Source organism: Streptomyces cahuitamycinicus (assembly GCF_002891435.1).
Classification (GTDB): domain Bacteria; phylum Actinomycetota; class Actinomycetes; order Streptomycetales; family Streptomycetaceae; genus Streptomyces; species Streptomyces cahuitamycinicus.
On sequence record NZ_POUC01000070.1, the window covers coordinates 1 to 26524 of the forward strand.

22 protein-coding genes and 1 pseudogene are annotated in these 26524 nt (G+C 70.2%); 4 read left to right on the forward strand and 19 right to left on the reverse strand.

Going from position 1 to position 26524, the window contains the following annotated elements:
• Nucleotides 1–245: hypothetical protein (locus C1J00_RS45880; RefSeq protein ID WP_219728345.1), on the reverse strand; the 245-nt coding region annotated here is incomplete at its 3' end.
• Here C1J00_RS45880 and C1J00_RS12535 point away from each other — a divergent pair.
• Nucleotides 244–1182, forward strand: a complete 939-nt coding sequence (locus C1J00_RS12535) for a M56 family metallopeptidase (RefSeq protein ID WP_062931577.1) — start codon at nt 244–246, stop codon at nt 1180–1182. The two genes, C1J00_RS45880 and C1J00_RS12535, sit on opposite strands and share 2 nt — an antisense overlap.
• 299 nt (nt 1183–1481) lie before the next feature.
• Here C1J00_RS12535 and recQ read toward each other — a convergent pair whose 3' ends face one another.
• Nucleotides 1482–3587, reverse strand: a complete 2106-nt coding sequence (recQ, locus tag C1J00_RS12540; RefSeq protein ID WP_439333396.1) for a DNA helicase RecQ — start codon at nt 3585–3587, stop codon at nt 1482–1484.
• A gap of 227 nt (nt 3588–3814) precedes the next feature.
• On the opposite strand from recQ, the gene C1J00_RS12545 reads away from it, so the two are divergent.
• Nucleotides 3815–4417 carry a Uma2 family endonuclease gene (locus C1J00_RS12545; protein ID WP_102909125.1) on the forward strand — a complete coding sequence of 201 codons (603 nt, stop codon included), beginning with the start codon at nt 3815–3817 and terminating at the stop codon, nt 4415–4417.
• Nucleotides 4418–4494: 77 nt separating this feature from the next.
• Here the strand turns inward: C1J00_RS12545 and nuoN are convergent, their stop codons facing one another.
• The 14 genes from nuoN to C1J00_RS12615 are packed head-to-tail and all read right to left on the reverse strand — an operon-like array spanning nt 4495 to nt 20530.
• Complete coding sequence (gene nuoN, locus C1J00_RS12550; RefSeq protein ID WP_102909126.1) at nt 4495–6144, reverse strand: NADH-quinone oxidoreductase subunit NuoN; 1650 nt, start codon at nt 6142–6144, stop codon at nt 4495–4497.
• A complete protein-coding gene (locus C1J00_RS12555) occupies nt 6141–7712 on the reverse strand; it encodes an NADH-quinone oxidoreductase subunit M (protein ID WP_102909127.1) in 1572 nt (523 codons plus the stop codon). Before C1J00_RS12555 ends, nuoN begins: the two co-directional genes overlap by 4 nt.
• 5 nt (nt 7713–7717) lie before the next feature.
• The gene (gene nuoL / locus C1J00_RS12560; protein WP_102909128.1) at nt 7718–9682 is read right to left on the reverse strand and encodes an NADH-quinone oxidoreductase subunit L; all 1965 of its coding nucleotides are present in this window, start codon (nt 9680–9682) and stop codon (nt 7718–7720) included.
• A 15-nt stretch (nt 9683–9697) separates the two neighbouring features.
• On the reverse strand, nt 9698–9997 hold the full coding sequence (gene nuoK / locus C1J00_RS12565) for an NADH-quinone oxidoreductase subunit NuoK (protein WP_031141126.1): 300 nt from the start codon (nt 9995–9997) through the stop codon (nt 9698–9700).
• The gene (locus C1J00_RS12570) at nt 9994–10836 is read right to left on the reverse strand and encodes an NADH-quinone oxidoreductase subunit J (protein WP_102909129.1); all 843 of its coding nucleotides are present in this window, start codon (nt 10834–10836) and stop codon (nt 9994–9996) included. Before C1J00_RS12570 ends, nuoK begins: the two co-directional genes overlap by 4 nt.
• Nucleotides 10833–11474 carry an NADH-quinone oxidoreductase subunit NuoI gene (nuoI, locus tag C1J00_RS12575; protein WP_102909130.1) on the reverse strand — a complete coding sequence of 214 codons (642 nt, stop codon included), beginning with the start codon at nt 11472–11474 and terminating at the stop codon, nt 10833–10835. The genes C1J00_RS12570 and nuoI overlap by 4 nt, the downstream gene beginning before the upstream one ends.
• Nucleotides 11467–12843, reverse strand: coding sequence for an NADH-quinone oxidoreductase subunit NuoH (nuoH, locus tag C1J00_RS12580; RefSeq protein WP_102909131.1), 1377 nt, complete (start codon nt 12841–12843; stop codon nt 11467–11469). Before nuoH ends, nuoI begins: the two co-directional genes overlap by 8 nt.
• Complete coding sequence (locus C1J00_RS12585) at nt 12840–15347, reverse strand: NADH-quinone oxidoreductase subunit G (RefSeq protein ID WP_102909132.1); 2508 nt, start codon at nt 15345–15347, stop codon at nt 12840–12842. Before C1J00_RS12585 ends, nuoH begins: the two co-directional genes overlap by 4 nt.
• Complete coding sequence (gene nuoF, locus C1J00_RS12590; protein ID WP_102909133.1) at nt 15344–16690, reverse strand: NADH-quinone oxidoreductase subunit NuoF; 1347 nt, start codon at nt 16688–16690, stop codon at nt 15344–15346. Before nuoF ends, C1J00_RS12585 begins: the two co-directional genes overlap by 4 nt.
• Nucleotides 16690–17550 carry an NADH-quinone oxidoreductase subunit NuoE gene (nuoE, locus tag C1J00_RS12595; protein WP_102909134.1) on the reverse strand — a complete coding sequence of 287 codons (861 nt, stop codon included), beginning with the start codon at nt 17548–17550 and terminating at the stop codon, nt 16690–16692. Before nuoE ends, nuoF begins: the two co-directional genes overlap by 1 nt.
• Entirely contained in the window at nt 17547–18869 is a 1323-nt protein-coding gene (locus tag C1J00_RS12600) for an NADH-quinone oxidoreductase subunit D (RefSeq protein ID WP_102909135.1), read from the reverse strand. Before C1J00_RS12600 ends, nuoE begins: the two co-directional genes overlap by 4 nt.
• On the reverse strand, nt 18866–19606 hold the full coding sequence (locus C1J00_RS12605) for an NADH-quinone oxidoreductase subunit C (protein ID WP_102909136.1): 741 nt from the start codon (nt 19604–19606) through the stop codon (nt 18866–18868). Before C1J00_RS12605 ends, C1J00_RS12600 begins: the two co-directional genes overlap by 4 nt.
• A complete protein-coding gene (locus tag C1J00_RS12610; RefSeq protein WP_102909137.1) occupies nt 19603–20157 on the reverse strand; it encodes a NuoB/complex I 20 kDa subunit family protein in 555 nt (184 codons plus the stop codon). The genes C1J00_RS12605 and C1J00_RS12610 overlap by 4 nt, the downstream gene beginning before the upstream one ends.
• A gap of 13 nt (nt 20158–20170) precedes the next feature.
• Nucleotides 20171–20530 carry an NADH-quinone oxidoreductase subunit A gene (locus C1J00_RS12615; RefSeq protein ID WP_003974383.1) on the reverse strand — a complete coding sequence of 120 codons (360 nt, stop codon included), beginning with the start codon at nt 20528–20530 and terminating at the stop codon, nt 20171–20173.
• A 763-nt stretch (nt 20531–21293) separates the two neighbouring features.
• On the opposite strand from C1J00_RS12615, the gene C1J00_RS12620 reads away from it, so the two are divergent.
• Nucleotides 21294–22127 carry a C40 family peptidase gene (locus tag C1J00_RS12620; RefSeq protein WP_102909138.1) on the forward strand — a complete coding sequence of 278 codons (834 nt, stop codon included), beginning with the start codon at nt 21294–21296 and terminating at the stop codon, nt 22125–22127.
• 680 nt (nt 22128–22807) lie between these two features.
• Here C1J00_RS12620 and C1J00_RS12625 read toward each other — a convergent pair.
• The 3 genes and pseudogenes from C1J00_RS12625 to C1J00_RS12640 all read right to left on the reverse strand — a co-directional run bounded on the left by C1J00_RS12625 (nt 22808) and on the right by C1J00_RS12640 (nt 25295).
• Nucleotides 22808–24100: a geranylgeranyl reductase family protein gene (locus C1J00_RS12625; RefSeq protein ID WP_102909139.1), complete on the reverse strand. Its 1293-nt coding sequence runs from the start codon at nt 24098–24100 to the stop codon at nt 22808–22810.
• 143 nt (nt 24101–24243) lie between these two features.
• Nucleotides 24244–24530 (reverse strand): annotated as a pseudogene (locus tag C1J00_RS12630) (zinc ribbon domain-containing protein); the annotation flags it as partial.
• 69 nt (nt 24531–24599) lie between these two features.
• Nucleotides 24600–25295: a demethylmenaquinone methyltransferase gene (locus C1J00_RS12640; protein WP_102909140.1), complete on the reverse strand. Its 696-nt coding sequence runs from the start codon at nt 25293–25295 to the stop codon at nt 24600–24602.
• 193 nt (nt 25296–25488) lie between these two features.
• On the opposite strand from C1J00_RS12640, the gene C1J00_RS12645 reads away from it, so the two are divergent.
• A partial coding sequence (locus C1J00_RS12645) for a chitinase (RefSeq protein ID WP_102909141.1) occupies nt 25489–26524 on the forward strand: 1036 nt, incomplete at its 3' end.

Genomic DNA, 26524 nt, shown 5'->3' on the forward strand with positions numbered 1-26524 from the left:
GTCCAGGGCTGACGCGGACCGGCCGGGAGCCGGCTCTCCGGGCGTCCGGCGGTCACCCCTTCCGTCTGGTGTCCGTTGTCGTCCAGCCCCTGACGCACACCGTCCGGCCCGTCATACTGGGCGCAGGGCGGTGTGCCCGCACGGACGCCACGTCCGGCGTGGTCACCGGTGCGCACGGCGACCGCCCTCCCCCGCACGACCCGTAGCCGCCCCTCTTCCGACGAGGAACCGGAGCCCGTGGCCATGACCGTCTGCCTGCTCCTGCTGAGCGTCGTCGCCGTGACGGCCGCCGTCCCCGTTCCCCGAGCGCTGACCCGGGCGGCGTGGCCCGAGCGGGAACCGGTGGTCGCGCTGTGGGTCTGGCAGTGCCTGGTGGCCACCGTCCTGCTGTGCTGCGTGACGGCACTCTCCCTGGGCGCCGCGGCCGTCTTCGGCACCGTCCGCGCCCAGCTCTTCGCCCCGGCACCCCCCGCGGTGACCGCGGCGTACGACCTGTCCACCGCCCCGCCATGGGCCGCCGCCCTCACCCTGCTGCTGGCCTGCGGTGCCGCCTGGACGACGGCGATGCTCGCGCGGGAGCTCGTCGAGGCACGCCGCCGCCGCGCCCAGGCCCGCGCCCATCTGCGCGAGCGCGCCCCCGACCTGCCGGCCGGCCTGCCCGCGGCGCGGGGACCGCTGCTGGTCCTGGAGGACGAGTACCCGGACGCCTGGTGGATGCCCGGCAGCCCGCCCCAGCTGATCGTCACCACGGGCGCCCTGCACCGCCTCACCGGCCACCAGATCGACGCCGTCCTCACCCACGAGCGGGGCCACGCCCGAGCCCGCCACGACTGGCTGCTGCACCTGTCCACGGCACTGGCCACCGGCTTCCCCCGCATCCCGCTGTTCGCCCACTTCTGCGACCAGACCCACCGCCTGGTCGAACTGGCCGCCGACGACACGGCCTCCCGCCGCTGCGGCCACCTGACCACGGCCCTGGCCCTGATCGAGCTCAACCAGCACCGCGGCGTGCTGTCCTGCGCCTCCAGCCACCGCCTGCTGGGCGAGCGGGTCGACCGGCTCCTGGAGCCGCCGCCCCGGCTGGGCCGCCGGCACCGGGCCCTGACCACCACGACGGCGGCGCTCGTACCGCTGCTGCCCCTGCTGATCGCGTTCGCCCCGGGCCTGACGGCGCTGTCGTAGCCGGGCCGGCCCGCGCGGCCGATGAGTCTCGCGGGCTCCCGGGGGGCGCGCCGGCCCGGCAGTCGGGGGCTCTCTCGGGTGGGTTGGCCGGCAGGTGGTGGCTCCCCGTGGGATCGCCGCCCCGGCGGCCGGTGGCGGAACTGCTCGCGGGCACTGACCCGGCACCGCGCCACCGAGGAGGCCCGGGCGGCTCTCGCCACGGCGACGACGGACTCCACGCGGATGTCAGGGCGTATGCGGGACGGGCGTTGTGACCGGTCCGGCTCCCCGGTCCCGGTGACCTGGCCGGAGCCCGGCCCTTATATCCAGTCGTCGGGCTCCGGCTCCGCGTCCATCTCCGGCCAGTAGTCCGGCTCGCCCGCGTCCTGACCAGGGATGTGAGCAGGGGTCTTGGCCGGAGCCGCGCCCGCTCCCGGAGCCACGCCCGCTCCCGGAGCCACGTCCGCTCCCGGAGCCGCGTCTGCCGGTGCGCCCAGCGACGCGAGCACCGCCAGCACACCCTCCCCGTACGTGGTGAGCTTCTTCTCGCCGACCCCGCTGATCCCGCCGAGCTCCCCCACCGACGTCGGCCACAGCGTGGCGATCTCCCGCAGTGTGGCGTCGTGGAAGATCACATACGCCGGGACGCCCTGCTCACGAGCCTGCTCGGCACGCCAGGCGCGCAGCGCCTCGAAGGCCGGCAGCAGTGCCTCGGGCAGCTCTGCGGCAACCGCCTTGCCCTTTCGCTCGCCCCGCCCGGAGCCGGCGGACGAGGACCCCGGCCGGGAGGTCACCGGCTTCTTCGGCTCCTTGCGCAGCGGCACGTCCCGCTCCCGCCGCAGCACCGCCCCGCTGGCCTCGGTCAGCACCAACGTGCCGTACTCGCCCTCCACCGCGAGCAGGCCCTGCGCGAGCAACTGGCGTATGACTCCCCGCCATTCGCCCTCGGTGAGCTCCTCGCCGATGCCGAACACGGACAGCTGGTCGTGGTCGAACTGGATGACCTTGGCGGTCCGCTTCCCCAGCAGGATGTCGACGATCTGCACCGCGCCGAACTTCTGCCCGCGCTCCCGCTGCAGCCGGACCACCGTGGACAGCGCCTTCTGCGCCGCGACGGTGCCGTCCCAGGTCTCCGGCGGGCTCAGGCACGTGTCGCAGTTGCCGCAGCGGGGCGCGTCCGGGTCCTGGCCGAAGTAGGCGAGGAGCTGGCCCCGGCGGCACTGGGCCGTCTCGCACAGCGCCAGCATCGAGTCCAGGTGGGCCTGGGCCCGGCGCCGGAACGCCTCGTCACCCTCGCCGGACTGGATCAGCTTGCGCTGCTGGATGACGTCGTTCAGCCCATAGGCCATCCAGGCCGTCGACGGCAGCCCGTCGCGGCCGGCCCGGCCCGTCTCCTGGTAGTAGCCCTCGACCGACTTGGGAAGGTCGAGGTGGGCGACGAAACGGACGTCCGGCTTGTCGATGCCCATGCCGAAGGCGATGGTCGCCACCACGACCAGGCCGTCCTCCCGCAGGAAGCGGGACTGGTGGGCCGCGCGCGTCCCCGCATCAAGCCCCGCGTGGTACGGCACCGCCTCGACGCCGTTGCGGCTGAGGAACTCCGCGGTCTTCTCGACCGAGTTGCGCGACAGGCAGTAGACGATGCCCGCGTCGCCCGCGTGCTCCTCGCGCAGGAAGCTCAGCAGCTGCTTCTTCGGGTCGGCCTTGGGCACGATCCGGTACTGGATGTTGGGCCGGTCGAAGCTCGCTACGAAGTGGCGGGCCGTCGGCATGTTCAGCCGCTCGGTGATCTCCTGGTGCGTCGCGTGGGTGGCCGTCGCCGTCAGCGCGATCCGCGGCACGTCCGGCCAGCGCTCGCCGAGCAGGGACAGCGCCAGGTAGTCGGGCCGGAAGTCGTGGCCCCATTGGGAGACGCAGTGCGCCTCGTCGATCGCGAAGAGGGAGATCTTCCCGCGGGAGAGCAGATCGAGCGAGCTCTCCAGCCGCAGCCGCTCCGGCGCCAGATACAGCAGGTCCAGCTCGCCGGCGAGGAACTCGGCCTCCACCATCCGGCGCTCGTCGAAGTCCTGCGTGGAGTTCATGAAGCCGGCCCGCACGCCCAGCGCTCGCAGCGCGTCCACCTGGTCCTGCATCAGGGCGATGAGCGGGGAGACGACTACCCCCGTACCTGGCCTGACCAGGGACGGGATCTGGTAGCACAGCGACTTGCCACCGCCGGTCGGCATGAGCACGACGGCGTCGCCGCCCGCCACGACATGGTCGATGACGGCTTCCTGCTCACCGCGGAAGGCGTCGTAGCCGAAGACCCGGGTCAGCGCGGCCAGCGCCTCGCTCGCGTCGGCGCCGAGGAGCCCGGCGGAGCCGCCGCCCGCGCCGATCCCGGCCCCGGTCGCCCCGGCTCCGGTCACCGCGTCCAGTTCCGTCATCACACCTGTCCCGCCAGTAGCGCCCATCGTTGCGTCCCCCGTGCGTCGCGCTTCGACCACTGCGTCCACCATAGGCGCCCACACCGACAGCCCCGGAGTTATCCACAGGTCCGCCCCGTACAGCTGCGTCAAGGACACGATCGCCGTTCACACGTTCGCGGAAGGCCTCCCCGATTCCGGCGGATAGTCTGAATGCGCCCGCGAGACTCCGTCCCATGGGAGCACTGATGAGCGTCGCACCGAAGGCGTCCAAGGTCACCTGGCCGACCCCGCCGGAAGGCGGCTGGACCGCCGACGATCTGGACCGCCTCCCGAATCTCCCTCCGCACACGGAGCTGATCGACGGGAGCCTCGTCTTCGTGAGTCCGCAGACCATCTTTCACGAGCGTGCCATCGACTTTTTCAAGTGGCAGCTGCAGTCTCTGGCGCCCGCCGATCTCGAGGTGTTCCGCGAGTTCACCATCGACCTCGACCGCCAGAACCGTCCCGAGCCGGATGTTGTCGTGGTGCGCGGGGACGTAGTGGAAGACCCTGATCAGACCCGGTTTCCCGCGGGCGCTGTCCTCCTGGTCATCGAGGTCGTCTCCGAGGACTCCGTCTCCCGCGACCGCGAGACCAAGCCCCTGAAGTACGCGCGGGCCAGGATTCCGCACTACTGGCGGGTCGAGAACGAGAACGGGCGCGCTGCGGTGCATGTCTTCGAGCTGGAGCCGACCACGGGCGCCTACACCGGCATCAACATCTTCCGCGAGCGGATGAAGGTGGACGTTCCGTTCCCGGCGGACCTGGACCTCACTCAGATCCGGGCGCGCCGGGACAGGACGCAGTAGGCCTGGACGAGCCGCGGCCCGGAACCCCTGACGGGGGTACCGGGCCGCGGCCTTCGTGTAAGGACCCCTGAGTGGCGTCAGCGAACGAACACCCCCGCCTGCCCCGCCAGATCCAGGAAGTACTGCGGCGCCACACCGAGCACCAGCGTGACCGCCACACCCACGCCGATCGCCGTCATCGTCAGGGGCGACGGCACGGCCACCGTCGGGCCCTCCGGCCGCGGCTCGCTGAAGAACATCAGCACGATGACGCGGATGTAGAAGAACGCCGCGATCGCCGACGAGATCACACCGATCACGACGAGCGGGGCGGCCCCGCCCTCCGCCGCCGCCTTGAACACGGCGAACTTGCCGGCGAAGCCGGACGTCAGCGGGATGCCCGCGAAGGCCAGCAGGAACACCGCGAACACCGCCGCCACCAGCGGGGACCTGCGCCCGAGCCCCGCCCACTTGGACAGGTGGGTCGCCTCACCGCCCGCGTCGCGGACCAGGGTCACCACCGCGAAGGCGCCGATCGTGACGAACGAGTACGCCGCCAGGTAGAACAGCACTGACGAGACGCCGTCGGGCGTGGTCGCGATGACACCCGCCAGGATGAACCCGGCGTGGGCGATCGACGAGTACGCCAGCAGCCGCTTGATGTCGGTCTGCGTGATCGCGACGATCGCACCGCCCAGCATGGTGACGATGGCCACGGCCCACATGACCGGCTGCCAGTCCCAGCGCAGGCCCGGCAGTACGACGTACAGCAGCCGCAGCAGCGCGCCGAACGCCGCCACCTTCGTCGCCGCCGCCATGAAGCCGGTCACGGGCGTCGGCGCGCCCTGGTACACGTCCGGCGTCCACATGTGGAACGGCACCGCGCCCACCTTGAACAGCAACCCCATCACCAGCAGCGCGGCGCCGATCAGCAGCAGCGCGTCGTTGCCCATGGTGTCGGCGAGCGCCGGGTTGACGTCCTGCACGGTGCCGTCGACGACCTGCGCGATCGTCGCGTACGACATCGAGCCCGCGTAGCCGTAGAGCAGCGCGATGCCGAACAGGGTGAACGCGGAGGCGAAGGCGCCGAGCAGGAAGTACTTGACCGCCGCCTCCTGCGACATGAGCCGCTTGCGGCGGGCCAGCGCGCACAGCAGGTACAGCGGGAGGGAGAGGACCTCCAGCGCCACGAACAGCGTCAGCAGGTCGTTGGCCGCCGGGAAGACCAGCATGCCGGCGACCGCGAACAGCAGCAGCGGGAACACCTCGGTGGTGGTGAACCCGGCCTTGACCGCGGCCTTCTCGCTCTCACTGCCCGGCACGGACGCGGCCTGCGCGGCGAAGGAGTCGACGCGGTTGCCGTGCGCCTCGGGGTCCAGGCGTCGCTCGGCGAAGGTGAACAGACCCACCAGCGCCGACAGCAGGATGGTGCCCTGCAGGAACAGGGCAGGCCCGTCGACGGCGATCGCGCCCATCGCCGCGATGTGCGCCTTGGTCGTGCCGTACCCGCCGGCCGCGAGCGCCACGACCGCGGCGAAGGCGGCGACGAGAGCGACGACGGACACGAACATCTGGGCGTAGTAGCGCGACTTTCGCGGAACGAACGCCTCGATCAGGATCCCGATGATCGCCGCACCGACGACGATCAGGGTCGGCGACAACTGTCCGTACTCGATCTTCGGCGCGTCGATCTTGGTGATCGGGTCGGCCGCGGTTGTCCACAGGCTGTGGACGGCTGTTGCGCTCACTTGGCCGCCTCCACCTCGGGCTGGGGGTCCTTCTTCTGGACGTCGGACATGGTCTGTTTGACCGCCGGGTCGATGATCTGTGTGACGGGCTTCGGGTAGACACCCAGGAAGATCAGCAGGGCGACCAGCGGGGCGACGACCACGAGCTCACGGACCCGGAGGTCCGGCATCGCGGAGACCTCCGGTTTCACCGGGCCCGTCATCGTCCGCTGGTAGAGGACGAGGGTGTAGAGCGCGGCGAGGACGATGCCGAAGGTGGCGATGATGCCGATCACCGGGTAGCGCGTGAACGTGCCGACCAGGACCAGGAACTCACTGACGAACGGCGCCAGCCCCGGCAGGGACAGGGTCGCGAGGCTGCCGATGAGGAACGTGCCGGCGAGCACCGGGGCGACCTTCTGCACTCCGCCGTAGTCGGCGATGAGCCGCGAGCCGCGCCGGGAGATCAGGAAGCCCGCCACCAGCATCAGCGCGGCCGTCGAGATGCCGTGGTTGATCATGTAGAGCGTGGCCCCGGACTGGCCCTGGCTGGTCATCGCGAAGATGCCCATGATGATGAAGCCGAAGTGGGAGATCGACGCGTAGGCGATCAGCCGCTTGATGTCCCGCTGGCCGACCGCGAGCAGCGCCCCGTAGATGATGCTGATCAGGGCCAGGACGAGGATGGCGGGCGTGGCCCACTTGCTGGCCTCCGGGAACAGCTGGAGGCAGAAGCGGAGCATCGCGAAGGTGCCCACCTTGTCGACGACCGCCGTGATGAGCACGGCGACCGGTGCGGTGGACTCCTGCATGGCGTTGGGCAGCCAGGTGTGCAGCGGCCACAGCGGCGCCTTCACCGCGAAGGCGAAGAAGAAGCCGAGGAACAGCCAGCGTTCGGTGCCGGTCGCCATGTCGAGCGTGCCGTTGGCGCGGGCCTCGGCGATCTCCTGCAGCGAGAAGTTCCCGGCGACCACGTACAGGCCGATCACCGCCGCCAGCATGATCAGACCGCCGGCCAGGTTGTAGAGGAGGAACTTCACCGCGGCGTACGAACGTTGCGTCGCCGCCGCCTTCTCGCCGTGCTCGTGGGCACGGTCCCCGAAGCCGCCGATGAGGAAGTACATCGGGATCAGCATGGCTTCGAAGAAGATGTAGAAGAGGAAGACGTCGGTGGCCTCGAACGAGAGGATCACCATCGCCTCGACGGCGAGGATCAGGGCGAAGAAGCCCTGCGTCGGCCGCCAGCGGCTGCTGCCGGTCTCCAGGGGGTCGGCGTCGTGCCAGCCCGCGAGGATGATGAACGGGATCAGCAGGGCGGTCAGCGCGACCAGCGCCACCCCGATGCCGTCCACACCCAGCTCGTAGCGGACGCCGAAGTCCGCGATCCAGGCGTGCGACTCGGTGAGCTGGTAGCGGTCGCCGCCCGGGTCGAAGCGGACCAGGACGACGATCGCCAGGACGAGCGTGGCGAGCGAGAAGAGCAGCGCCAGCCACTTGGCCGCGGTGCGCCTGGCGGCCGGTACGGCGGCCGTTGCGATCGCCCCGACGGCCGGGAGCGCCGCTGTCACTGTCAGCAGAGGAAAGGACATCGGTATCAGACCGCCCTCATCAGCAGGGTCACGGCGACGATGACCGCCGCACCCCCGAACATCGAGACCGCGTAGGAGCGGGCGAAGCCGTTCTGCAGCTTGCGCATCCGCCCGGAGAGGCCGCCGACCGAGGCCGCCGTGCCGTTGACGACGCCGTCGACCAGGGTGTGGTCGACGTAGACCAGGGACCGCGTGAGGTGCTCGCCGCCGCGGACCAGGACGACGTGGTTGAAGTCGTCCTGGAGCAGGTCGCGCCGGGCGGCCCGGGTGAGCAGCGACCCGCGCGGGGCGACAGCCGGGACCGGACGGCGGCCGTACTGGGCCCAGGCGATGGCCACACCGATGACCATGCACGCCACGGTCGCGCCGGTGACCACGCCCGCGCTGATCGGCGGGTTGCCGTGGCTGTGCCCGGTGATCGGCTCCAGCCAGTGCATGAACCGGTCGCCGATGCTGAAGAACGCACCGCCGGCGACCGACCCGACGGCCAGCACGATCATCGGGATCGTCATGACCTTGGGCGACTCGTGCGGATGCGGCGGGGTGTACTCGCCGCGCGTCTCGGCGGCGGGCTCCGCGCTTGGCTCGGCCGGGGACGGCGTCGGGGCGTTGCGCCAGCGCTCCTCGCCGAAGAACGTCATCAGCATCACGCGCGTCATGTAGAACGCGGTGATGGCCGCGCCGAGCAGGGCGCATGCGCCGAGGATCCAGCCCTCGGTCCCGCCCTTGGCGAACGCCGCCTCGATGATCTTGTCCTTGGAGAAGAACCCGGACAGGCCCGGGAAGCCGATGATGGCCAGGTAGCCGAGGCCGAAGGTGACGAAGGTGACGGGCATGTACTTCCGCAGTCCGCCGTAGCGGCGCATGTCGACCTCGTCGTTCATGCCGTGCATGACCGAGCCGGCGCCGAGGAACAGCCCGGCCTTGAAGAAGCCGTGCGTCACCAGGTGCATGATCGCGAAGACGTAGCCGATGGGGCCGAGGCCGGCGGCGAGGATCATGTAGCCGATCTGCGACATGGTCGAGCCGGCCAGCGCCTTCTTGATGTCGTCCTTCGCGCAACCGACGATCGCACCGAACAGGAGCGTGACCGCGCCGACGATGGTGACGACCAGCTGAGCGTCGGGGGCGCCGTTGAAGACGGCCGCGGAGCGGACGATCAGGTAGACGCCCGCCGTCACCATCGTCGCGGCGTGGATGAGGGCCGAGACCGGGGTCGGGCCCTCCATCGCGTCCCCGAGCCAGGACTGCAGCGGCACCTGGGCGGACTTGCCGCAGGCGGCGAGGAGCAGCATCAGCGCGATCGCGGTCAGCTTGTCCTCACCGGCGGCACCGGCGAGACCGGCCTCCCCGTGGCCGCCGAGCACCGGCCCGAAGGCGAAGGTGCCGAACCACAGGAACATCAGCATGATCGCGATGGACAGGCCCATGTCGCCCACGCGGTTGACCAGGAAGGCCTTCTTCGCTGCCGTGGCGGCGCTGGGCTTGTGCTGCCAGAAGCCGATCAGCAGGTAGGAGGCGAGACCGACGCCTTCCCAGCCGACGTACAGCAGCAGGTAGTTGTCGGCGAGGACGAGGATCAGCATCGCCGCGAGGAACAGGTTCAGATAGCCGAAGAAGCGGCGGCGCCGCTCGTCGTGCTCCATGTACCCGACGGAGTACAGGTGGATCAGCGATCCGACGCCCGTGATCAGCAGCACGAACGTCATGGACAGCTGGTCGAGCTGGAAGGCGACGTCCGCCTGGAAGCCCTCGACCGGGATCCAGCTGAACAGGTGCTGGCTCAGGACGCGGTTCTCGGCGTCCCGGCCCAGCATGTCGGTGAACAGCACCAGGCCGAGCACGAAGGAGACGGCCGAGAGCAGGGTGCCGAGCCAGTGGCCGACGGCGTCCAGCCGCCGCCCGCCGCACAGCAGGAGCGCCGCTCCGAGCAAGGGCGCCGCCACCAGCAGCGCAATGAGGTTCTCCACGATTCTTCCGACCCCTTACAGCTTCATCAGGCTGGCGTCGTCGACCGAGGCCGAGTGGCGGGCACGGAACAGGGACACGATGATCGCGAGCCCGACCACGACCTCGGCGGCGGCGACGACCATCGTGAAGAAGGCGATGACCTGGCCGTCGAGGTTGCCGTGCATCCGGGAGAAGGCGACGAACGCGAGGTTGCAGGCGTTGAGCATGAGCTCGATGCACATGAACACGACGATCGCGTTGCGCCTGATGAGCACGCCGGTGGCGCCGATCGTGAACAACAGGGCCGCGAGATAGAGGTAGTTGACGGGGTTCACTTCGACGCCTCCTCGGACCGCTGGAACTTCGCCGGCCCGACCGCCCTGCGCTCCAGCCGCTCCTCGGACCGCTGTTCCAAGGCCTTGAGGTCGTTGAGCGCCTCCTGTGACACGTCGCGGATCTGGCCGCGCTCGCGGAGGGTCTTGCTGACGGTGAGGTCGGAGGTGGTGCCGTCGGGCAGCAGGCCCGCGATGTCGACCGCGTTGTGCCGGGCGTACACCCCGGGCGCCGGCAGCGGCGGCAGCTGCTTGCCTGCGCGCACCCGCTCCTCGGCGAGCTGCCGCTGCGTCTTGGCCCGCTCGGTGCGCTCGCGGTGGGTGAGCACCATGGCGCCGACCGCCGCCGTGATGAGCAGGGCGCCGGTGATCTCGAACGCGAAGACGTACCTGGTGAACAGGAGGGCGGCGAGGCCCTCCACGTTGCCCCCGGCGTTCGCCTGGCCGATGCCGTTGAACTCCGTCAGCGACGCGTTGCCGATCCCGGCGACCAGCAGGATGCCGAAGCCGAGTCCGCACAGCAGGGCCAGCCAGCGCTGGCCCTTGATGGTCTCCTTCAGGGAGTCCGCCGCGGTGACGCCGACGAGCATCACCACGAACAGGAACAGCATCATGATCGCGCCGGTGTAGACGACGATCTGGACGACGCCCAGGAAGTAGGCGCCGTTGGCGAGGTAGAACACCGCCAGGATGATCATGGTGCCGGCGAGGCAGAGCGCGCTGTGCACGGCCCTCTTCATGAGGATGGTGCACAGGGCGCCGATCACCGCGACGGTGCCGAGGATCCAGAACTGGACGGCCTCCGGGGTGGAGGTGGAGTAGGCGGCGAGCTGGGTGGTCATCGGCCGACCGCCTTCCCCGACGCCGGTTCGGTCTCGCCGAAGGTCGAGTCGGCCTCCTGCACGACCTCGCCCTTGGAGTGGGCGACCTGCTGCTCGGTGCCGGGCGCCGCTTCCGTCACCAGGCCCCGGTAGTAGTCCTGCTCGTCCGTCCCGGGGTAGATGGCGTGGGGCGAGTCGACCATGCCCTCCTCGAGACCGGCGAGCAGCTGCTCCTTGGTGTAGATGAGGTTGGCCCGGCTGGAGTCGGCCAGCTCGAACTCGTTGGTCATCGTGAGCGCGCGGGTGGGGCAGGCCTCGATGCACAGGCCGCACAGGATGCAGCGGGCGTAGTTGATCTGGTAGACGCGGCCGTACCGCTCGCCCGGCGAGTAGCGCTCCTCGTCGGTGTTGTCCGCGCCCTCCACGTAGATCGCGTCGGCGGGGCAGGCCCAGGCGCACAGTTCACAGCCGACGCACTTCTCCAAGCCGTCCGGATGGCGGTTGAGCTGGTGCCGTCCGTGGAAGCGCGGAGCCGTGGTCTTCTGCTGCTCCGGGTACTGCTCGGTCAGACGCTTCTTGAACATGGCCTTGAAGGTCACGCCGAAGCCGGCCACGGGGTTCTGGAAACCGGGCTTGGTGTCCTTGGGTTCCTCAGTCATCGGACGCCTCCTTTCCATCCGTAGTTCCGCCCAGAGATCCGTCACTCTGAGTATCGGGTCCACCACTGACAATCAGCTCCCGCTCACGGCGCGAGGGGCGTCGCGGGACGGGTGGGAGTTCCTGTCCCGGCAGGGGCGGCACGGGGAACCCGCCCGCCATCGGGTCGAAGGCGGCCGGGGCCTCGGCGGGCTCCTCGGCCTCCTTCGCCTTCTCGCGGAACATGTCGACGACGAAGGAGAGCAGCAGCAGGGCGAGTACGCCGCCGCCGACATAGAGGGCGATGTCACCGAAGGCGTAACCCTCGTTCCGGAAGGCCCGGACGGTCGCGACGAGCATCAGCCACACCAGCGCTACCGGGATGAGGACCTTCCAGCCGAGCTTCATGAGCTGGTCGTAGCGGACCCGCGGGAGAGTGCCACGGAGCCAGATGAAGAAGAAGATCAGCACCTGGAGCTTGACGACGAACCAGAGCATCGGCCACCAGCCGTGGTTCGCGCCCTCCCAGAAGGTGCTGATCGGCCACGGAGCCCGCCAGCCGCCGAGGAACAGCGTCACCGCGATCATCGACACGGTGACCATGTGGATGTACTCGGAGAGCATGAACATCGCGAACTTGATGGAGCTGTACTCGGTGTTGAAACCGCCGACCAGGTCGCCTTCGGACTCCGGCATGTCGAACGGGGCCCGGCTGGACTCACCGATCATCGTCACCATGTAGATCAGGAACGAGACCGGGAGCAGCAGGGCGAACCAGCGGTCCTCCTGAGCTCCGACGATCGCCGAGGTCGACATCGAGCCGGAGTAGAGGAAGACCGAGGCGATGGCGGCGCCCATGGCGATCTCGTACGAGATGATCTGCGCGCACGAGCGGATACCGCCGAGCAGGGGGTACGTCGAGCCCGATGACCAGCCGCCCAGGACGAAGCCGTACACCCCGAGGGAGCCGATGGCCAGGATGTAGAGCATCGCGACCGGCAGGTCGGTGAGCTGCATCGTGGTGCGCTGGCCGAAGATCGAGATCTCGTTGCCGGCCGGGCCGAAGGGGATCACCGCGATCGCCATGAAGGCCGGGATCGCCGCGATGACCGGCGCGAGGACGTACACCACCTTGTCCGCGCGCTTGACGATCACGTCCTCCTTCAGCATCAGCTTGATGCCGTCGGCGAGCGACTGGAGCATGCCCCACGGGCCGTGCCGGTTGGGGCCGATGCGCAGCTGCATCCAGGCGACGACCTTGCGCTCCATGACGATGGAGACCAGCACGGTCACCATCAGGAAGGCGAAGCAGAACACCGCCTTGATGACGACCAGCCACCAGGGGTCGGTGCCGAACATCGAGAGGTCTTCAGCGGCGAGGTACGGGCTCATCCCTCCACCTCCTTGGGGGCCTCGCCGGCGAGCGTCGCCGGACCGATGCGGACGAGGGAGCCGGGCCGCGCGCCGGTGTCGGAGGCGACGCCGCCGCCGCCGGTGGAGTTGAGCGGCAGCCACACCACCCGGTCGGGCATGTCGGTGATCTGGAGCGGGAGTTCCACGACTCCCTGCGGACCGGTCACCGCGAGCAGATCGCCGTCCTTGACGCCCGCCTCGGCGGCCGTCGGGGCCGACACACGCGCGCGTGCCGCGTGCCGCGTGCCGGCGAGTGCCTCGTCGCCCTGCTGGAGGAGGCCCTGGTCGAGCAGCAGCCGGTGCCCCGCGAGTACGGCTTCCCCGGCGGCGGGCCGCGGCAGCGCGGCGGCGGTCTCCAGGGGTTCGCCGGCCCGCGGGCCGCCCCAGGCGCCGAGCCGGTCGATCTCGCCGCGCACGGTGCGCAGATCGGGCAGTCCAAGGTGGACGTCCATGGCGTCGGCCAGCATCTGCAGCACCCGCGCGTCGGTGGGTGCCGGGCGGCGGGTCATCTGGTCGGGCTTGAGCGCGGACTCGAAGAAACGGATGCGGCCTTCCCAGTTGAGGAAGGTGCCGGCCTTCTCGGCGACCGCGGCCACGGGCAGGACGACATCGGCCTTGCGGCTGATCTCGCTCGGCCGCAGCTCCAGCGAGACGAGGAAGCCCACCTCGTCCAGCGCCGCACGCGCGCGTGCCGGGTCGGGCAGGTCGGCGATCTCGATGCCCGCCACCAGCAGGGCCTGGAGCTCTCCGGTCGCCGCGGCCTCCACCATCTGGCCGGTGTCGCGGCCGTAGCGGTGCGGGAGTCCGGCGACGCCCCAGAGGGCGGCGACCTCGTCACGCGCGCGGGGGTCGGTGGCCGGGCGCCCGCCCGGCAGCAGCGACGGCAGCGCGCCCGCCTCGATCGCACCGCGTTCCCCGGCCCGGCGCGGGATCCACACCAGCCCGGCACCGGTCGCGGAGGCGGTGCGTGCGGCGGCGGTGAGCCCGCCGGCCACGGCGGCCAGCCGCTCGCCGACGACGATCACCGCGCCCTCGGTGCGCAGCGCCTCGGCGGCGAGCGCACCGTCGTCCTCCAGGCCGGCCCCGTTCGCGAGCGCGTCCAGCCACTCGGTCTCCGTGCCGGGAGCCGCCGGCAGCAGCGTGCCCCCGGCCTTCTCCAGACCGCGCGTGGCGTGCGTGGCCAGGGAGTAGACCTTCTGCCCGTGCCCACGCCAGGCCTTGCGCAGCCGCAGGAAGACGCCGGGCGCCTCCTCCTCCGCCTCGAAACCGACCAGCAGGACGGCCGGTGCCTTCTCCAGCGCGGTGTACGTGACGCCCGTGCCGTCGAGGTCCCGGCCGCGCCCGGCGATCCGGGCGGCGAGGAAGTCGGCCTCCTCGCCGCTGTGCACCCGCGCTCGGAAGTCGATGTCGTTGGTGTCGAGGGCCACGCGCGCGAACTTGCTGTACGCGTAGGCGTCCTCGACGGTGAGGCGGCCGCCGGTCAGGACGCCGGTGCGGCCCCGGGAGGCCAGCAGCCCCTGGGCCGCGATCTGCAGCGCCTCGGGCCAGGAGGCGGGCTCCAGCTCGCCCTCGGCGTTGCGCACCAGCGGCGTCTGAAGCCGGTCGCGCTGCTGCGCGTACCGGAACCCGAACCGCCCCTTGTCGCAGATCCACTCCTCGTTGACCTCGGGGTCGTTCGCCGCGAGCCGCCGCATGACCTTGCCGCGCCGGTGGTCGGTGCGGGTGGCGCAGCCGCCGGAGCAGTGCTCGCACACCGACGGGGAGGAGACCAGGTCGAAGGGGCGGGAGCGGAATCGGTACGCCGCCGAGGTCAGCGCTCCCACGGGGCAGATCTGGATGGTGTTGCCGGAGAAGTACGACTCGAACGGGTCGCCCTCTCCGGTACCGACCTGCTGGAGCGCGCCCCGCTCGACCAGCTCGATCATCGGGTCGCCCGCGACCTGGTTGGAGAACCGGGTGCAGCGGGCGCACAGCACGCACCGCTCGCGGTCGAGCAGCACCTGCGTGGAGATCGGGACGGGCTTCTCGTAGGTCCGCTTGCGGCCCTCGAAGCGGGAGTCAGCGTCGCCGTGCGACATGGCCTGGTTCTGCAGCGGGCACTCGCCGCCCTTGTCGCAGACCGGGCAGTCCAGCGGGTGGTTGATGAGCAGGAGCTCCATCACACCCTTCTGGGCCTTCTCGGCGACCGGGGAGGTGAGGTGGGTCTTGACCACCATGCCGTCGGTGCAGGTGATGGTGCAGGACGCCATCGGCTTGCGCTGGCCCTCGACCTCGACGATGCACTGGCGGCAGGCACCGGCCGGGTCGAGGAGGGGGTGGTCGCAGAACCGGGGGATCTCGATGCCGAGCTGTTCGGCGGCCCGGATGACCAGGGTGCCCTTGGGCACGCTGATCTCGGCGCCGTCGATCGTCAGCGACACGAGGTCCTCCGGCGGGACCGCCGCCTCTCCCCCGCCTGAGGGAGAGCTGGTGGTCACGGTCATGCGTTCACCTCCGTGCGGTCGGCCCAAGCCGTCGACTTGGCCGGGTCGAAGGGACAGCCCCGGCCCGTGATGTGCTGCTCGTACTCCTCGCGGAAGTACTTCAGCGAGGAGAAGATCGGCGAGGCGGCACCGTCGCCGAGGGCGCAGAAGGACTTGCCGTTGATGTTGTCGGCGATGTCGTTCAGCTTGTCGAGGTCGGACATCTGTCCCTTGCCGGCCTCGATGTCGCGCAGCAACTGCACGAGCCAGTAGGTCCCTTCGCGGCAGGGCGTGCACTTGCCGCAGGACTCGTGGGCGTAGAACTCGGTCCAGCGGGTGACGGCACGGACCACGCAGGTCGTCTCGTCGAAGCACTGGAGAGCTTTGGTGCCGAGCATGGAACCCGCGGCGCCCACTCCTTCGTAGTCAAGAGGGACGTCGAGGTGCTCGTCGGTGAACATCGGGGTCGAGGAGCCGCCCGGCGTCCAGAACTTGAGGCGGTGCCCGGGGCGCATGCCGCCGCTCATGTCGAGGAGCTGGCGGAGCGTGATCCCGAGCGGCGCCTCGTACTGGCCGGGGCTGGCGACATGGCCGCTGAGGGAGTAGAGCGTGAAGCCGGGCGACTTCTCACTCCCCATCGACCGGAACCATTCCTTGCCCCGCTGCAGGATCGCGGGAACCGACGCGATCGATTCGACGTTGTTCACCACAGTCGGGCACGCATAGAGGCCCGCGACGGCAGGGAAGGGGGGACGAAGCCGCGGCTGGCCCCGGCGGCCTTCGAGCGAGTCCAGCAGTGCGGTCTCCTCACCGCAGATGTACGCGCCCGCGCCCGCGTGCACGGTGATGTCGAGGTCGAGCCCGCTGTCCAGGATGTTCTCGCCGAGGAAGCCGGCCTCGTACGCCTCGCGCACGGCCGAGTGCAACCGCCGCAGCACGGGGACGACTTCACCACGCAGGTAGATGAAGGCGTGCGACGACCTGATGGCGTAGCACGCGATGATCATGCCCTCGATGAGGCTGTGCGGGTTCGCGAAGAGGAGCGGGATGTCCTTGCACGTCCCGGGCTCCGACTCGTCGGCGTTGACAACAAGATAGTGCGGCTTGCCGTCCCCCTGGGGGATGAACTGCCACTTCATCCCGGTGGGGAATCCGGCGCCGCCGCGCCCGCGCAGACCGGAGTCCTTGACGTACGCGATCAGGTCGTCCGGCGTCATGGCGAGCGCCTTGCGCAGCCCTTCGTACCCGTCGTGCCGCCGGTACACGTCCAGCGTCCAGGACCTGTCCTCGTCCCAGAAGGCCGACAGCACCGGTGCGAGCAGCTTCTCGGGGCTCATGTCTTTCAGCTCGGGTGCCAAGGTCATCACTCCCCCTCCTCGGCGGTGGGCCCGGCCGGGTGGGCCGGGTCGGAGGCCGACGTGTCCTGTGGCGCGTCGTGCGAGCTCAAGTGCTCCGTCGGTGACGGGTCGTGCGGTGCCCCCGTCCGGGCCGCCTCACCGCGCGGGTGCACCACGCGCGCGGCGGAGACCTCCCCCTTGGCGAGTTTCAGGCCGACCAGGGAGGCGGGTCCCGCGCTTCCCCCGGACTCCACGGCCCCGTCCCGCTCGTCGGGGAAGCCGGCCAGGACCCGGGCGGTCTCCTTGAAGGTGCACATGCGCGCCCCGCGGGTGGGCGTCACCGGCCGTCCCGCGCGCAGGTCGTCGACGAGGCTCTTGGCGCTGGCCGGGGTCTGGTTGTCGAAGAACTCCCAGTTGACCATCACGACCGGCGCGAAGTCGCAGGCCGCGTTGCACTCGATGTGCTCCAGGGTGACCTTGCCGTCGCCGGTGGTCTCGCCGTTGCCGACCCCGAGGTGCTCCTGGAGCTCCTCGAAGATCGCGTCCCCGCCCATCACTGCGCACAGGGTGTTGGTGCACACCCCCACCTGGTAGTCACCGCTCGGCCGGCGGCGGTACATGGTGTAGAAGGTGGCCACCGCGGTGACCTCGGCCGTGGTCAGGCCGAGCACGTCCGCGCAGAACCGCATGCCGGTGCGGGTCACATGCCCTTCCTCCGCCTGCACGAGGTGCAGCAGCGGCAGGAGGGCGGACCGGGAGTCCGGGTAGCGGGCGATGATCTCGCGCGCGTCGGTCTCCAGACGGGCCCGGACGTCGTCCGGGTAGGCGGGTGCGGGCAGTTCGGGCATGCCCAGGCTGACGCCCCGCTCGGAAGAAGAGGTGGTCACCGGTCGACGCCTCCCATCACGGGGTCGATGGACGCTACGGCGACGATGACGTCGGCGACCTGGCCGCCCTCGCACATCGCCGCCATGGCCTGCAGGTTGGTGAAGGACGGGTCGCGGAAGTGGACCCGGTAGGGGCGGGTGCCGCCGTCGGAGACGACATGCACCCCGAGTTCGCCCTTGGGCGACTCGACTGCCGCGTACGTCTGTCCCGGCGGGACGCGGAAGCCCTCGGTGACCAGTTTGAAGTGGTGGATCAGGGCCTCCATGGAGGTGCCCATGATCTTCTTGATGTGGTCGAGGGAGTTGCCGAGGCCGTCGGGGCCCAGGGCGAGCTGTGCGGGCCAGGCGATCTTCTTGTCGGCGACCATGACCGGGCCGGGCTGGAGCCGGTCCAGGCACTGCTCGACGATCCTGAGGGACTGGCGCATCTCCTCCAGCCGGATCAGGAAGCGGCCGTAGGAGTCGCAGGTGTCGGCGGTCGGGATCTCGAAGTCGTAGTTCTCGTAGCCGCAGTACGGCTGGGCCTTGCGCAGGTCGTGCGGCAGGCCGGTGGAGCGCAGGATCGGGCCCGTCGCGCCGAGGGCCATGCAGCCGGCCAGGTCGAGGTAGCCGACGTCCTGCATACGGGCCTTGAAGATGGGGTTCCCGGTGGCGAGCTTGTCGTACTCCGGGAGGTTCTTGTTCATCTTCTTCACGAACTCGCGGATCTGGTCCACCGCGCCGGGCGGCAGGTCCTGGGCGAGTCCGCCGGGGCGGATGTACGCGTGGTTCATCCGCAGGCCGGTGATCAGCTCGTAGATATCGAGAATGAGTTCACGATCACGGAATCCGTAGATCATGACCGTGGTGGCGCCGAGCTCCATGCCGCCGGTGGCGATGCACACCAGGTGCGAGGAGAGCCGGTTCAGCTCCATCAGGAGCACGCGGATGATCGAAGCGCGGTCCGGGATCTGGTCCTCGATGCCGAGGAGCTTCTCGACGCCGAGGCAGTACGCCGTCTCGTTGAAGAACGACGTCAGGTAGTCCATGCGCGTCACGAACGTGGTGCCCTGCGTCCACGTCCGGTACTCGAGGTTCTTCTCGATGCCGGTGTGCAGATAACCGATTCCGCAGCGCGCCTCGGTGACGGTCTCGCCGTCGATCTCCAGGATCAGGCGGAGTACACCGTGGGTGGACGGGTGCTGCGGGCCCATGTTGACGACGATGCGCTCGTCGTCGGTGCGGGCGGCCGACTCGACGACCTCGTCCCAGTCGCCGCCGGTGACGGTGTAGACGGTGCCCTCGGTGGTCTCGCGAGGGGAGGCGTGGGAAGTGCTCATGAGTACGACCTCCGCTGGTCCGGAGCCGGGATCTGGGCGCCCTTGTACTCGACGGGAATGCCGCCGAGGGAGTAGTCCTTGCGCTGCGGAAAGCCCTGCCAGTCGTCCGGCATCATGATCCGCGTCAGGGCCGGGTGGCCGTCGAAGACGATTCCGAAGAAGTCGTACGTCTCGCGCTCGTGCCAGTCGTTCGTCGGGTAGACCTCGAACAGCGACGGGATGTGCGGGTCGCTGTCGGGGGCGCTGACCTCCAGGCGGATCACCCGGTTGTGGGTGATCGAGCGCAGGTGGTAGACGGCGTGCAGCTCGCGACCCTTGTCGTTCGGGTAGTGCACGCCGCTGACGCCGGTGCACAGCTCGAAGCGCAGGGCCGGGTCGTCGCGCAGCGTGCGGGCGACGAGGACGAGGTGCTCGCGCTCGATGTGGAAGGTCAGCTCGTCGCGGTCGACGACCGTCTTCTCGATGGCGTTGTCCGGGAGCAGGCCCTGCTCCTCCAGGGCCCCTTCGAGTTCGTCGGCCACCTCGTCGAACCAGCCGCCGTAGGGGCGGGCCGCCGGTCCCGGGAGCCGGACCGAGCGGACCAGGCCGCCGTAGCCGGAGGTGTCGCCGCCGCTGTTCGCGCCGAACATGCCGCGCTGGACGCGGATCTCCTCGCCGCCCTGGCCGCGCTGGCCGGGGAGGTTGGAGGCCGACAGGTCCTTCTCGGGGTTGACACCGTTGCCGTTCGCGTCGCTCACCGCAGCAGCCCCTTCATCTCGATCGTGGGCAGGGCCTTGAGCGCCGCCTCCTCCGCCTCGCGGGCCGCTTCCTCGGCGTTCACGCCGAGCTTGGAGGACTGGATCTTCTCGTGGAGCTTGAGAATCGCGTCCAGCAGCATCTCCGGCCGGGGCGGGCAGCCGGGGAGATAGATGTCGACCGGCACGATGTGGTCGACGCCCTGGACGATGGCGTAGTTGTTGAACATGCCGCCCGAGGAGGCGCAGACCCCCATGGAGATCACCCACTTGGGGTTCGGCATCTGGTCGTAGACCTGCCGCAGCACCGGCGCCATCTTCTGGCTCACCCGGCCGGCGACGATCATCAGGTCCGCCTGGCGCGGCGAGCCCCGGAAGACCTCCATGCCGAAGCGCGCCAGGTCGTAGCGGCCGGCGCCGGTGGTCATCATCTCGATGGCACAGCAGGCGAGGCCGAAGGTGGCGGGGAAGACGGACGACTTGCGCACCCAGCCCGCGGCCTGCTCGACGGTGGTCAGCAGGAAGCCGCTCGGCAGCTTTTCTTCGAGTCCCATGACGTGTGGCCCCTCAGTCCCATTCCAGGCCGCCGCGCCGCCATACGTACGCGTACGCGACGAAGACGGTGAGCACGAAGAGCAGCATCTCCACGAGCCCGAAGATCCCCAGGGCGTCGAACGTGACGGCCCAGGGGTAGAGGAAGACGATCTCGATATCGAAAATGATGAAGAGCATCGCCGTCAGGTAGTACTTGATCGGGAAGCGCCCGCCGCCGGCCGGCGTGGGGGTCGGCTCGATACCGCACTCGTAGGCCTCGAGCTTGGCGCGGTTGTACCGCTTAGGCCCGATCAACGTGGCCATGACCACGGAGAAGATCGCAAAGCCTGCCCCGAGGGCTCCCAGTACGAGGATGGGCGCATAAGCGTTCACCGCTCCTCGCTCCTCTCAGTCGGCACTGACTGCATGGGCGTCCCCCCTGGTCGAGCGAAGCCGAAACCCAGGGAGAGGTTCGCGCCGGGCTCCCGCCGGCCCCACCCGTCCCTCGAACCTCGCCCGCCCCGGCGAAGATCGGGAACATGTGAAGCAGGTCACAAGCCCAACCGCGTGCATCTTATGCCCGACCCTCTGTGATCTGCGACACGGGGTATTGCACAAGCTTTGTGATCTCCACCACCTGACGATCGATCATGAAGTCGGATGAGCGGTGATCTTCACACGCGAAGCGTCCACGTGATCACGAGAGGTGACATTTTGGCTTGTCAGCGCAGGTCGAAGGGGTCGTCTCAATACCAAGAGGGTTCTTGTGCATGCAAATTGGTGATGGAGTTGATCTCTTGATAGAGGCGCGTTCACACATCAGAGGGCGCGGGGGGTGAGGTGTGGACGCGTGCACGCGTTCACGATCTTCGCGAGCCCGTGATCCGGCCGTGATCTCCACACCGGGACGCGACCTTCGGGCCAACCGTTCCGTGATCCCCGTCACATGGATGAGAGATCCATGAGAACGGGGCTTGGCCATTCAACGCAACCGGTGGTAGGCGCGGGGCAATTCGGGCGTATTGATCAAACACCGTGATCACAGGCCGGTCACGGTGCGCCCGCAATGTCCGTTACGGCGTCAATGGAGGGCCCAGTTCGGGGGTTTTGAGGGCCCGATTGAACAAGTGTGGCGCAGCACACGTTTCTTGAAGATATGAAGGAGCCCCTGGTACCGGTTGTTCCCATGTCCCACACCGCTCACATACGCAGCCACCGGAAACCCCGCCGCAGCGCGACCTCCTCGATCGCCGTGCGTGCCGGAGTTGCCGGTGGCGTTCTCAGCTTGGCAGCGGCTGGTGCGTCGGCCTCGGCGAGCGCCGCCGAGCCGGTGACGCAGACCATCGAACTGCCCACCCTGACGGCCGACCTGTCCGCTCAGGTCGCCCAGTCCGCGGCCGCCACCCAGCAGGCCGCCGCGAACTACGAACTGCGCGCCGAGCGTGACGCCGCCGCCGCCAAGGCCGCCACCGAGGCCAAGAAGGACCTCGCTGAGGCGAAGAAGAAGGCGGAGGTCAAGAAGAAGGCCGCCGAGGCCGCCCGCAAGGCCGCCGCCGAGCGCGCCAACCGCAGCACCGAGCGCGCCACCCTGTCCGCGTCCGCCTCCGCCTCCACGTCGGTGTCGGCGCCCGCGAGCGGCAGCGTCGCGACGGTCATCGCCTTCCTCAAGGCCCAGGTGGGCGACGCCTACGTCATGGGCGCCACCGGCCCCAACGCCTGGGACTGCTCCTCCCTCGTGCAGGCCGCGTACAAGCAGGTCGGTGTGGACCTGCCGCGTGTCTCGCAGGACCAGTCGATGGCCGGCACGGATGTCCCGCTGTCCAGCGTCCAGGTCGGCGACATCCTGTACTGGGGCGGCAAGGGCTCCGCGTACCACGTGGGTGTCTACATCGGGAACGGCCAGTACCTGGACGCGGCCAACTCGTCCAAGGGCGTCGTCATCCAGGACCTGTCGGGCTACCCGGCGTCGGGCGCGGTGCGCGTCCTCTGACGTCACACGCCGTCCGAACACATCCGCACATTCGGGCTGGAGGGTCGCTGCCGCTCTGAGGCAACGGCCCTCCCGGCCTGTCCGGGGCCTTCGGCCCCCGTCGCCCGCCGGCCCGCCTCCGAGCCGCTCCAGGGGCCCTCAGGGCCCTCCTGGGGGCCGTCCGGCACCGCGGCCCACCCCTGCGCTCCCGTCACCCCGGCAACTCACGCCCGAATTATCCCGGCCTGGCAGGGTGTTGACCCGGCCGTCCCGCGTGGCCGCTCCGCCGTGCCGGGACGTGGCCGGCCACTGCGTCGGGCAGCGCTGTCCGGACCGGCTCTCGGCGCGGGAGCGCAAGGACGCGCTGCGGCAGACGGCGGACCGGCGGGCGTCGGTGTACGCGCCGGGTTGCCGCCATCACCGACGGGCGTCGGTGTACGCGCGCCGGGCCGCCGCCATCACCAACGGGCGTCGGTGTACGCACGCCAGGTTGCCGCCATCGCGGCGCCGGAGGCCTGATCTGCCCGCCGACTCCGCAGAGCGGCGACCCGGACCGGCTCCGCCAAGCGGCAACCCGGACCGGCTCCAACCGGCTCCCCGGTCGGGCCACCGGCCGCCCCGGGCCGGCAATTCGCCGGCAGCCACGGCCGCCCCGGTCGGCGATTCGCCCGAGGCAGGCCCGCCCCGGGCCGGTCGCCCGCTCAGGCCTTCGGTGCCACCCTGCTCAGGCCGTTGATGATGCGGTCCATCGCGTCGCCGCCCGTCGGGTCGGTGAGGTTCGCGAGGAGCTTCAGCGTGAACTTCATCAGCATCGGGTGCGTGAGACCGCGCTGGGCAGCGATCTGCATGACCTTCGGGTTGCCGATGAGCTTCACGAAGGCACGGCCGAGCGTGTAGTAGCCGCCGTAGGTGTCCTTCAGGACGCGCGGGTAGCGCTGGAGGGCCAGTTCGCGGCTCGTGGGGGTCGGCCGGGCATGGGCCTGGACGATGACGTCGGCGGCGATCTGGCCGGACTCCATGGCGTAGGCGATGCCCTCGCCGTTGAAGGGGTTCACCAGGCCGCCGGCGTCACCGACGAGCAGCAGGCCCTTGGTGTAGTGCGGCTGGCGGTTGAAGGCCATCGGCAGGGCGGCGCCGCGGATCGGGCCGGTCATGTTGTCCGGGGTGTAGCCCCAGTCCTCCGGCATGGACGCGCACCAGGCCTTCAGCACCTCGCGCCAGTCCAGCTCCTTGAAGGAGTCGGAGGTGTTGAGCACGCCCAGGCCGACGTTCGACGTGCCGTCGCCCATGCCGAAGATCCAGCCGTAGCCCGGCAGGAGGCGGTCCTCGGCGCCACGGCGGTCCCACAGCTCCAGCCAGGACTCCAGGTAGTCGTCCTCGTGGCGCGGGCTGGTGAAGTACGTGCGCACCGCCACGCCCATCGGGCGGTCCTCGCGGCGGTGCAGGCCCATCGCCAGGGACAGCCGGGTGGAGTTGCCGTCGGCGGCCACGACGAGCGGCGCCCGGAAGGTGACCTCGCGCTTCTCCTCACCGAGCTTGGCGTGCACACCGGTGATACGGCCCGTGCGCTCGTCCAGGATCGGCGCGCCCACGTTGCACCGCTCGAAGAGCCGCGCACCGGCTTTCTGGGCGTTCCGGGCGAGCTGCTCGTCGAAGTCGTCGCGCTTGCGGACCAGTCCGTAGTCGGGGAAGGAGGCGAGATCCGGCCAGTCCAGCTGGAGCCGCACCCCGCCGCCGATGATGCGCAGGCCCTTGTTGCGCAGCCAGCCGGCCTCCTCCGAGATGTCGATGCCCATCGCCACCAGCTGCTTGACGGCGCGTGGGGTGAGGCCGTCGCCGCAGACCTTCTCGCGCGGGAACTCGGTCTTCTCCAGCAGGAGGACGTCGAGGCCCGCCTTGGCGAGGTGGTAGGCGGTGGTGGAGCCGGCCGGCCCCGCGCCCACGACGATCACATCGGCGGTGTTCTCGGAGAGGGGCTCGGTCACGACGGTCACGGCGGGATCTCCCCAAGTTCTTAAAATCTTGCGTGCCGACCGGCACTGGACATGGGCAGTCTATGCAGCAGCATTCATCACCCCGGCTGAAGGGCTGCCTCCTTGAAAGCTCCCCTCCCTGAAGGGAGGGGATTCCTCCTGGCTCAGGCCGCCTCCTGGAGCAGCGCTCCAGGAGGTCTTACGCCCTCGACACCAGCCGGGTCAGACCAGCCCGGACGAGCATCACGCGGGCGGAATTCTTGTCTCTGGAGGAGACGGCTCCGCACGTGGTGCAGGTGTAGGTGCGTTCGGACAGCGGAGGTGCGTGCTTGGTTCTCGCTCCGCACGACGCGCAGTCCATGGTTGTGTGCGCTGGGCGCACAAGGCGGACGTCCCGCCCGTGCTCGCGGCCCATCTCGATCAGGGCCTTCTTGGTAGCGCCGATTGCCGCGGATCCCCCGGCCGCCCCGGGGCGGTCTCCGGCGCGAGCTGGACGAGCCGGGCGGTCCTCACCTGGTCCTCAGCTCGCCTTGAAGCCCCGGTGCAGGGCGACGATCCCGGCGCTCAGGTCGCGCCAGGCCACCCGCGACCAGCCGGCCTTGCCCAGCCGCTCGGCCAGTGCGGGCTGGTCGGGCCAGGCACGGATGGACTCGGCGAGGTAGACGTAGGCGTCGGGGTTGGAGGACACGGCCCGCGCCACCGGCGGCAGGGCGCGCATCAGGTACTCGGTGTAGACGGTGCGGAACGGCGCCCAGGTGGGGTGCGAGAACTCGCAGATGACGACCCGCCCGCCGGGCCGGGTCACCCGGTACAGCTCCCGCAGCGCGGCGTCCGTGTCCTGCACGTTGCGCAGCCCGAAGGAGATGGTGACGGCGTCGAAGGTGTCGTCCTTGAAGGGGAGCCGCGTCGCGTCCCCGGCGGTGTAGGGGAGCCAGGGCTGCCGCTGCTTGCCGACCCGGAGCATGCCCTGGGAGAAGTCGCAGGGAACGACGTAGGCGCCGGTCCGGGCGAAGGGCAGCGAGGAGGTTCCCGTGCCCGCCGCCAGGTCGAGGACCTTCTGCGCGGGGCGCGCGTCGACCGCCTTGGCGACCTCCTTGCGCCATCGCCGGTCCTGGCCGAGGGACAGCACGTCGTTGGTCAGGTCGTACCGTTCCGCCACGTCGTCGAACATCGAGGCGACTTCGTGCGGCTGCTTGTCCAGGGATGCGCGGGTCACGGGCCCATTCTTGCAGCACGGCCTCCGGGCGGGAGTCGCGGCTGCTTCCCTGCCGCCCCTCGATGTGCGCTCCGGCGGCACCCGGGAAGGTCCGGGGCTCCCGCCGCGCGCCACCGCCTTCGTGAGACGTTCGCAGCCGGGAAACGTACTTTCTGTCCGACCGCCAGACCGCACGAGAACGGGAGCGCACGTCATGAGGAGTTTCCGGAAACCGGCGGCGGCCGGGCTGGGCTGCCTGTTCGCCCTCGCCACCGCCGCATGCTCCGGGCAGGGCGACGCGGCCCGCGCGGCCCCCACGGTGGCGGCCGGTACCTCGCCCTCCGCCGGTCCCAGCACCTCGTCCTCCGCCGGAGCCGGTGCCCCGCCCGCCGCCGGGGCCGGCACCTCGTACGCCCCGTACGTCAGCGCCACCGAGGCCGCCGGAACCGACTCCGCCGGCTCCCCCGCCGCGTACAACCTGGCGTTCGTCCTGGCCGGCGGCGACGACTGCGCCCCCCGCTGGGACGGCAGGCAGGCCATCGGCGACACGGCCGTCAAGTCCCGTATCGCGAAGCTCACCAGGGACGGCGGTCGGATCCGGGTCTCCTTCGGCGGCGCCTCCGGCACGGAACTCGCGGCGAACTGCGACAGCGTCCCGGAGCTGGCGGCGGCGTACGGCAAGGCCCTCGACGCGGCCGGCGCCACCCGGGCCGACTTCGACATCGAGGGCGACGACCTGGGCGACTCCGCGTCCATCGCCCTGCGTTCGAAGGCGATCGCTCGATTGCAGAAGGAACGGACCGGCCTGGAGGTCTCGTTCACCCTGCCGGTGATGCCGTCGGGTCTCGGCAAGGACGGGCTGGCGCTCCTCGCCTCCGCCAACGACAACGGCGTGCGGGTCTCCACCGTGAACCTCATGACGATGAACTACGGCTCGTCGTACGACGGTGACATGGGCGGCTACGCCCGCACGGCCGCGAGTGCCGCGCACACCCAGCTGAGGAAGGTCTTCGGGACCTCGGACACGGCCACCTGGCAGGGCATGGCGCTCACCTCGATGATCGGCGTCAACGACGTCGCGGGCGAGACGTTCACCCTCGCGGACGCCGCCGAGGTCCGCGCGTTCGCCGAGGAGAAGGGCATCGCCTGGGTGTCGATGTGGTCGACGGCCCGGGACCGGCAGTGCGCGGAAGGCTCCGAGTCGCGCAAGGCGGAGCCCGATTGCAGCGGGGTGGCGCAGGGGCCGGGGG

Excerpts from the sequence above, each read along its gene's own strand:
- C1J00_RS12570 (WP_102909129.1), bottom strand. The coding sequence starts at position 10,836 with ATGACCACCCAGCTCGCCGCCTACTCCACCTCCACCCCGGAGGCCGTC.
- C1J00_RS12535 (WP_062931577.1), top strand. The coding sequence starts at position 244 with ATGACCGTCTGCCTGCTCCTGCTGAGCGTCGTCGCCGTGACGGCCGCC.
- C1J00_RS12600 (WP_102909135.1), bottom strand. The coding sequence starts at position 18,869 with ATGAGCACTTCCCACGCCTCCCCTCGCGAGACCACCGAGGGCACCGTC.
- nuoF (WP_102909133.1), bottom strand. The coding sequence starts at position 16,690 with ATGACCTTGGCACCCGAGCTGAAAGACATGAGCCCCGAGAAGCTGCTC.
- C1J00_RS12620 (WP_102909138.1), top strand. The coding sequence starts at position 21,294 with ATGAAGGAGCCCCTGGTACCGGTTGTTCCCATGTCCCACACCGCTCAC.
- nuoI (WP_102909130.1), bottom strand. The coding sequence starts at position 11,474 with ATGACTGAGGAACCCAAGGACACCAAGCCCGGTTTCCAGAACCCCGTG.
- C1J00_RS12545 (WP_102909125.1), top strand. The coding sequence starts at position 3,815 with ATGAGCGTCGCACCGAAGGCGTCCAAGGTCACCTGGCCGACCCCGCCG.
- C1J00_RS12610 (WP_102909137.1), bottom strand. The coding sequence starts at position 20,157 with ATGGGACTCGAAGAAAAGCTGCCGAGCGGCTTCCTGCTGACCACCGTC.
- C1J00_RS12585 (WP_102909132.1), bottom strand. The coding sequence starts at position 15,347 with ATGACCGTGACCACCAGCTCTCCCTCAGGCGGGGGAGAGGCGGCGGTC.
- nuoH (WP_102909131.1), bottom strand. The coding sequence starts at position 12,843 with ATGAGCCCGTACCTCGCCGCTGAAGACCTCTCGATGTTCGGCACCGAC.
- recQ (WP_439333396.1), bottom strand. The coding sequence starts at position 3,587 with ATGACGGAACTGGACGCGGTGACCGGAGCCGGGGCGACCGGGGCCGGG.
- C1J00_RS12555 (WP_102909127.1), bottom strand. The coding sequence starts at position 7,712 with ATGTCCTTTCCTCTGCTGACAGTGACAGCGGCGCTCCCGGCCGTCGGG.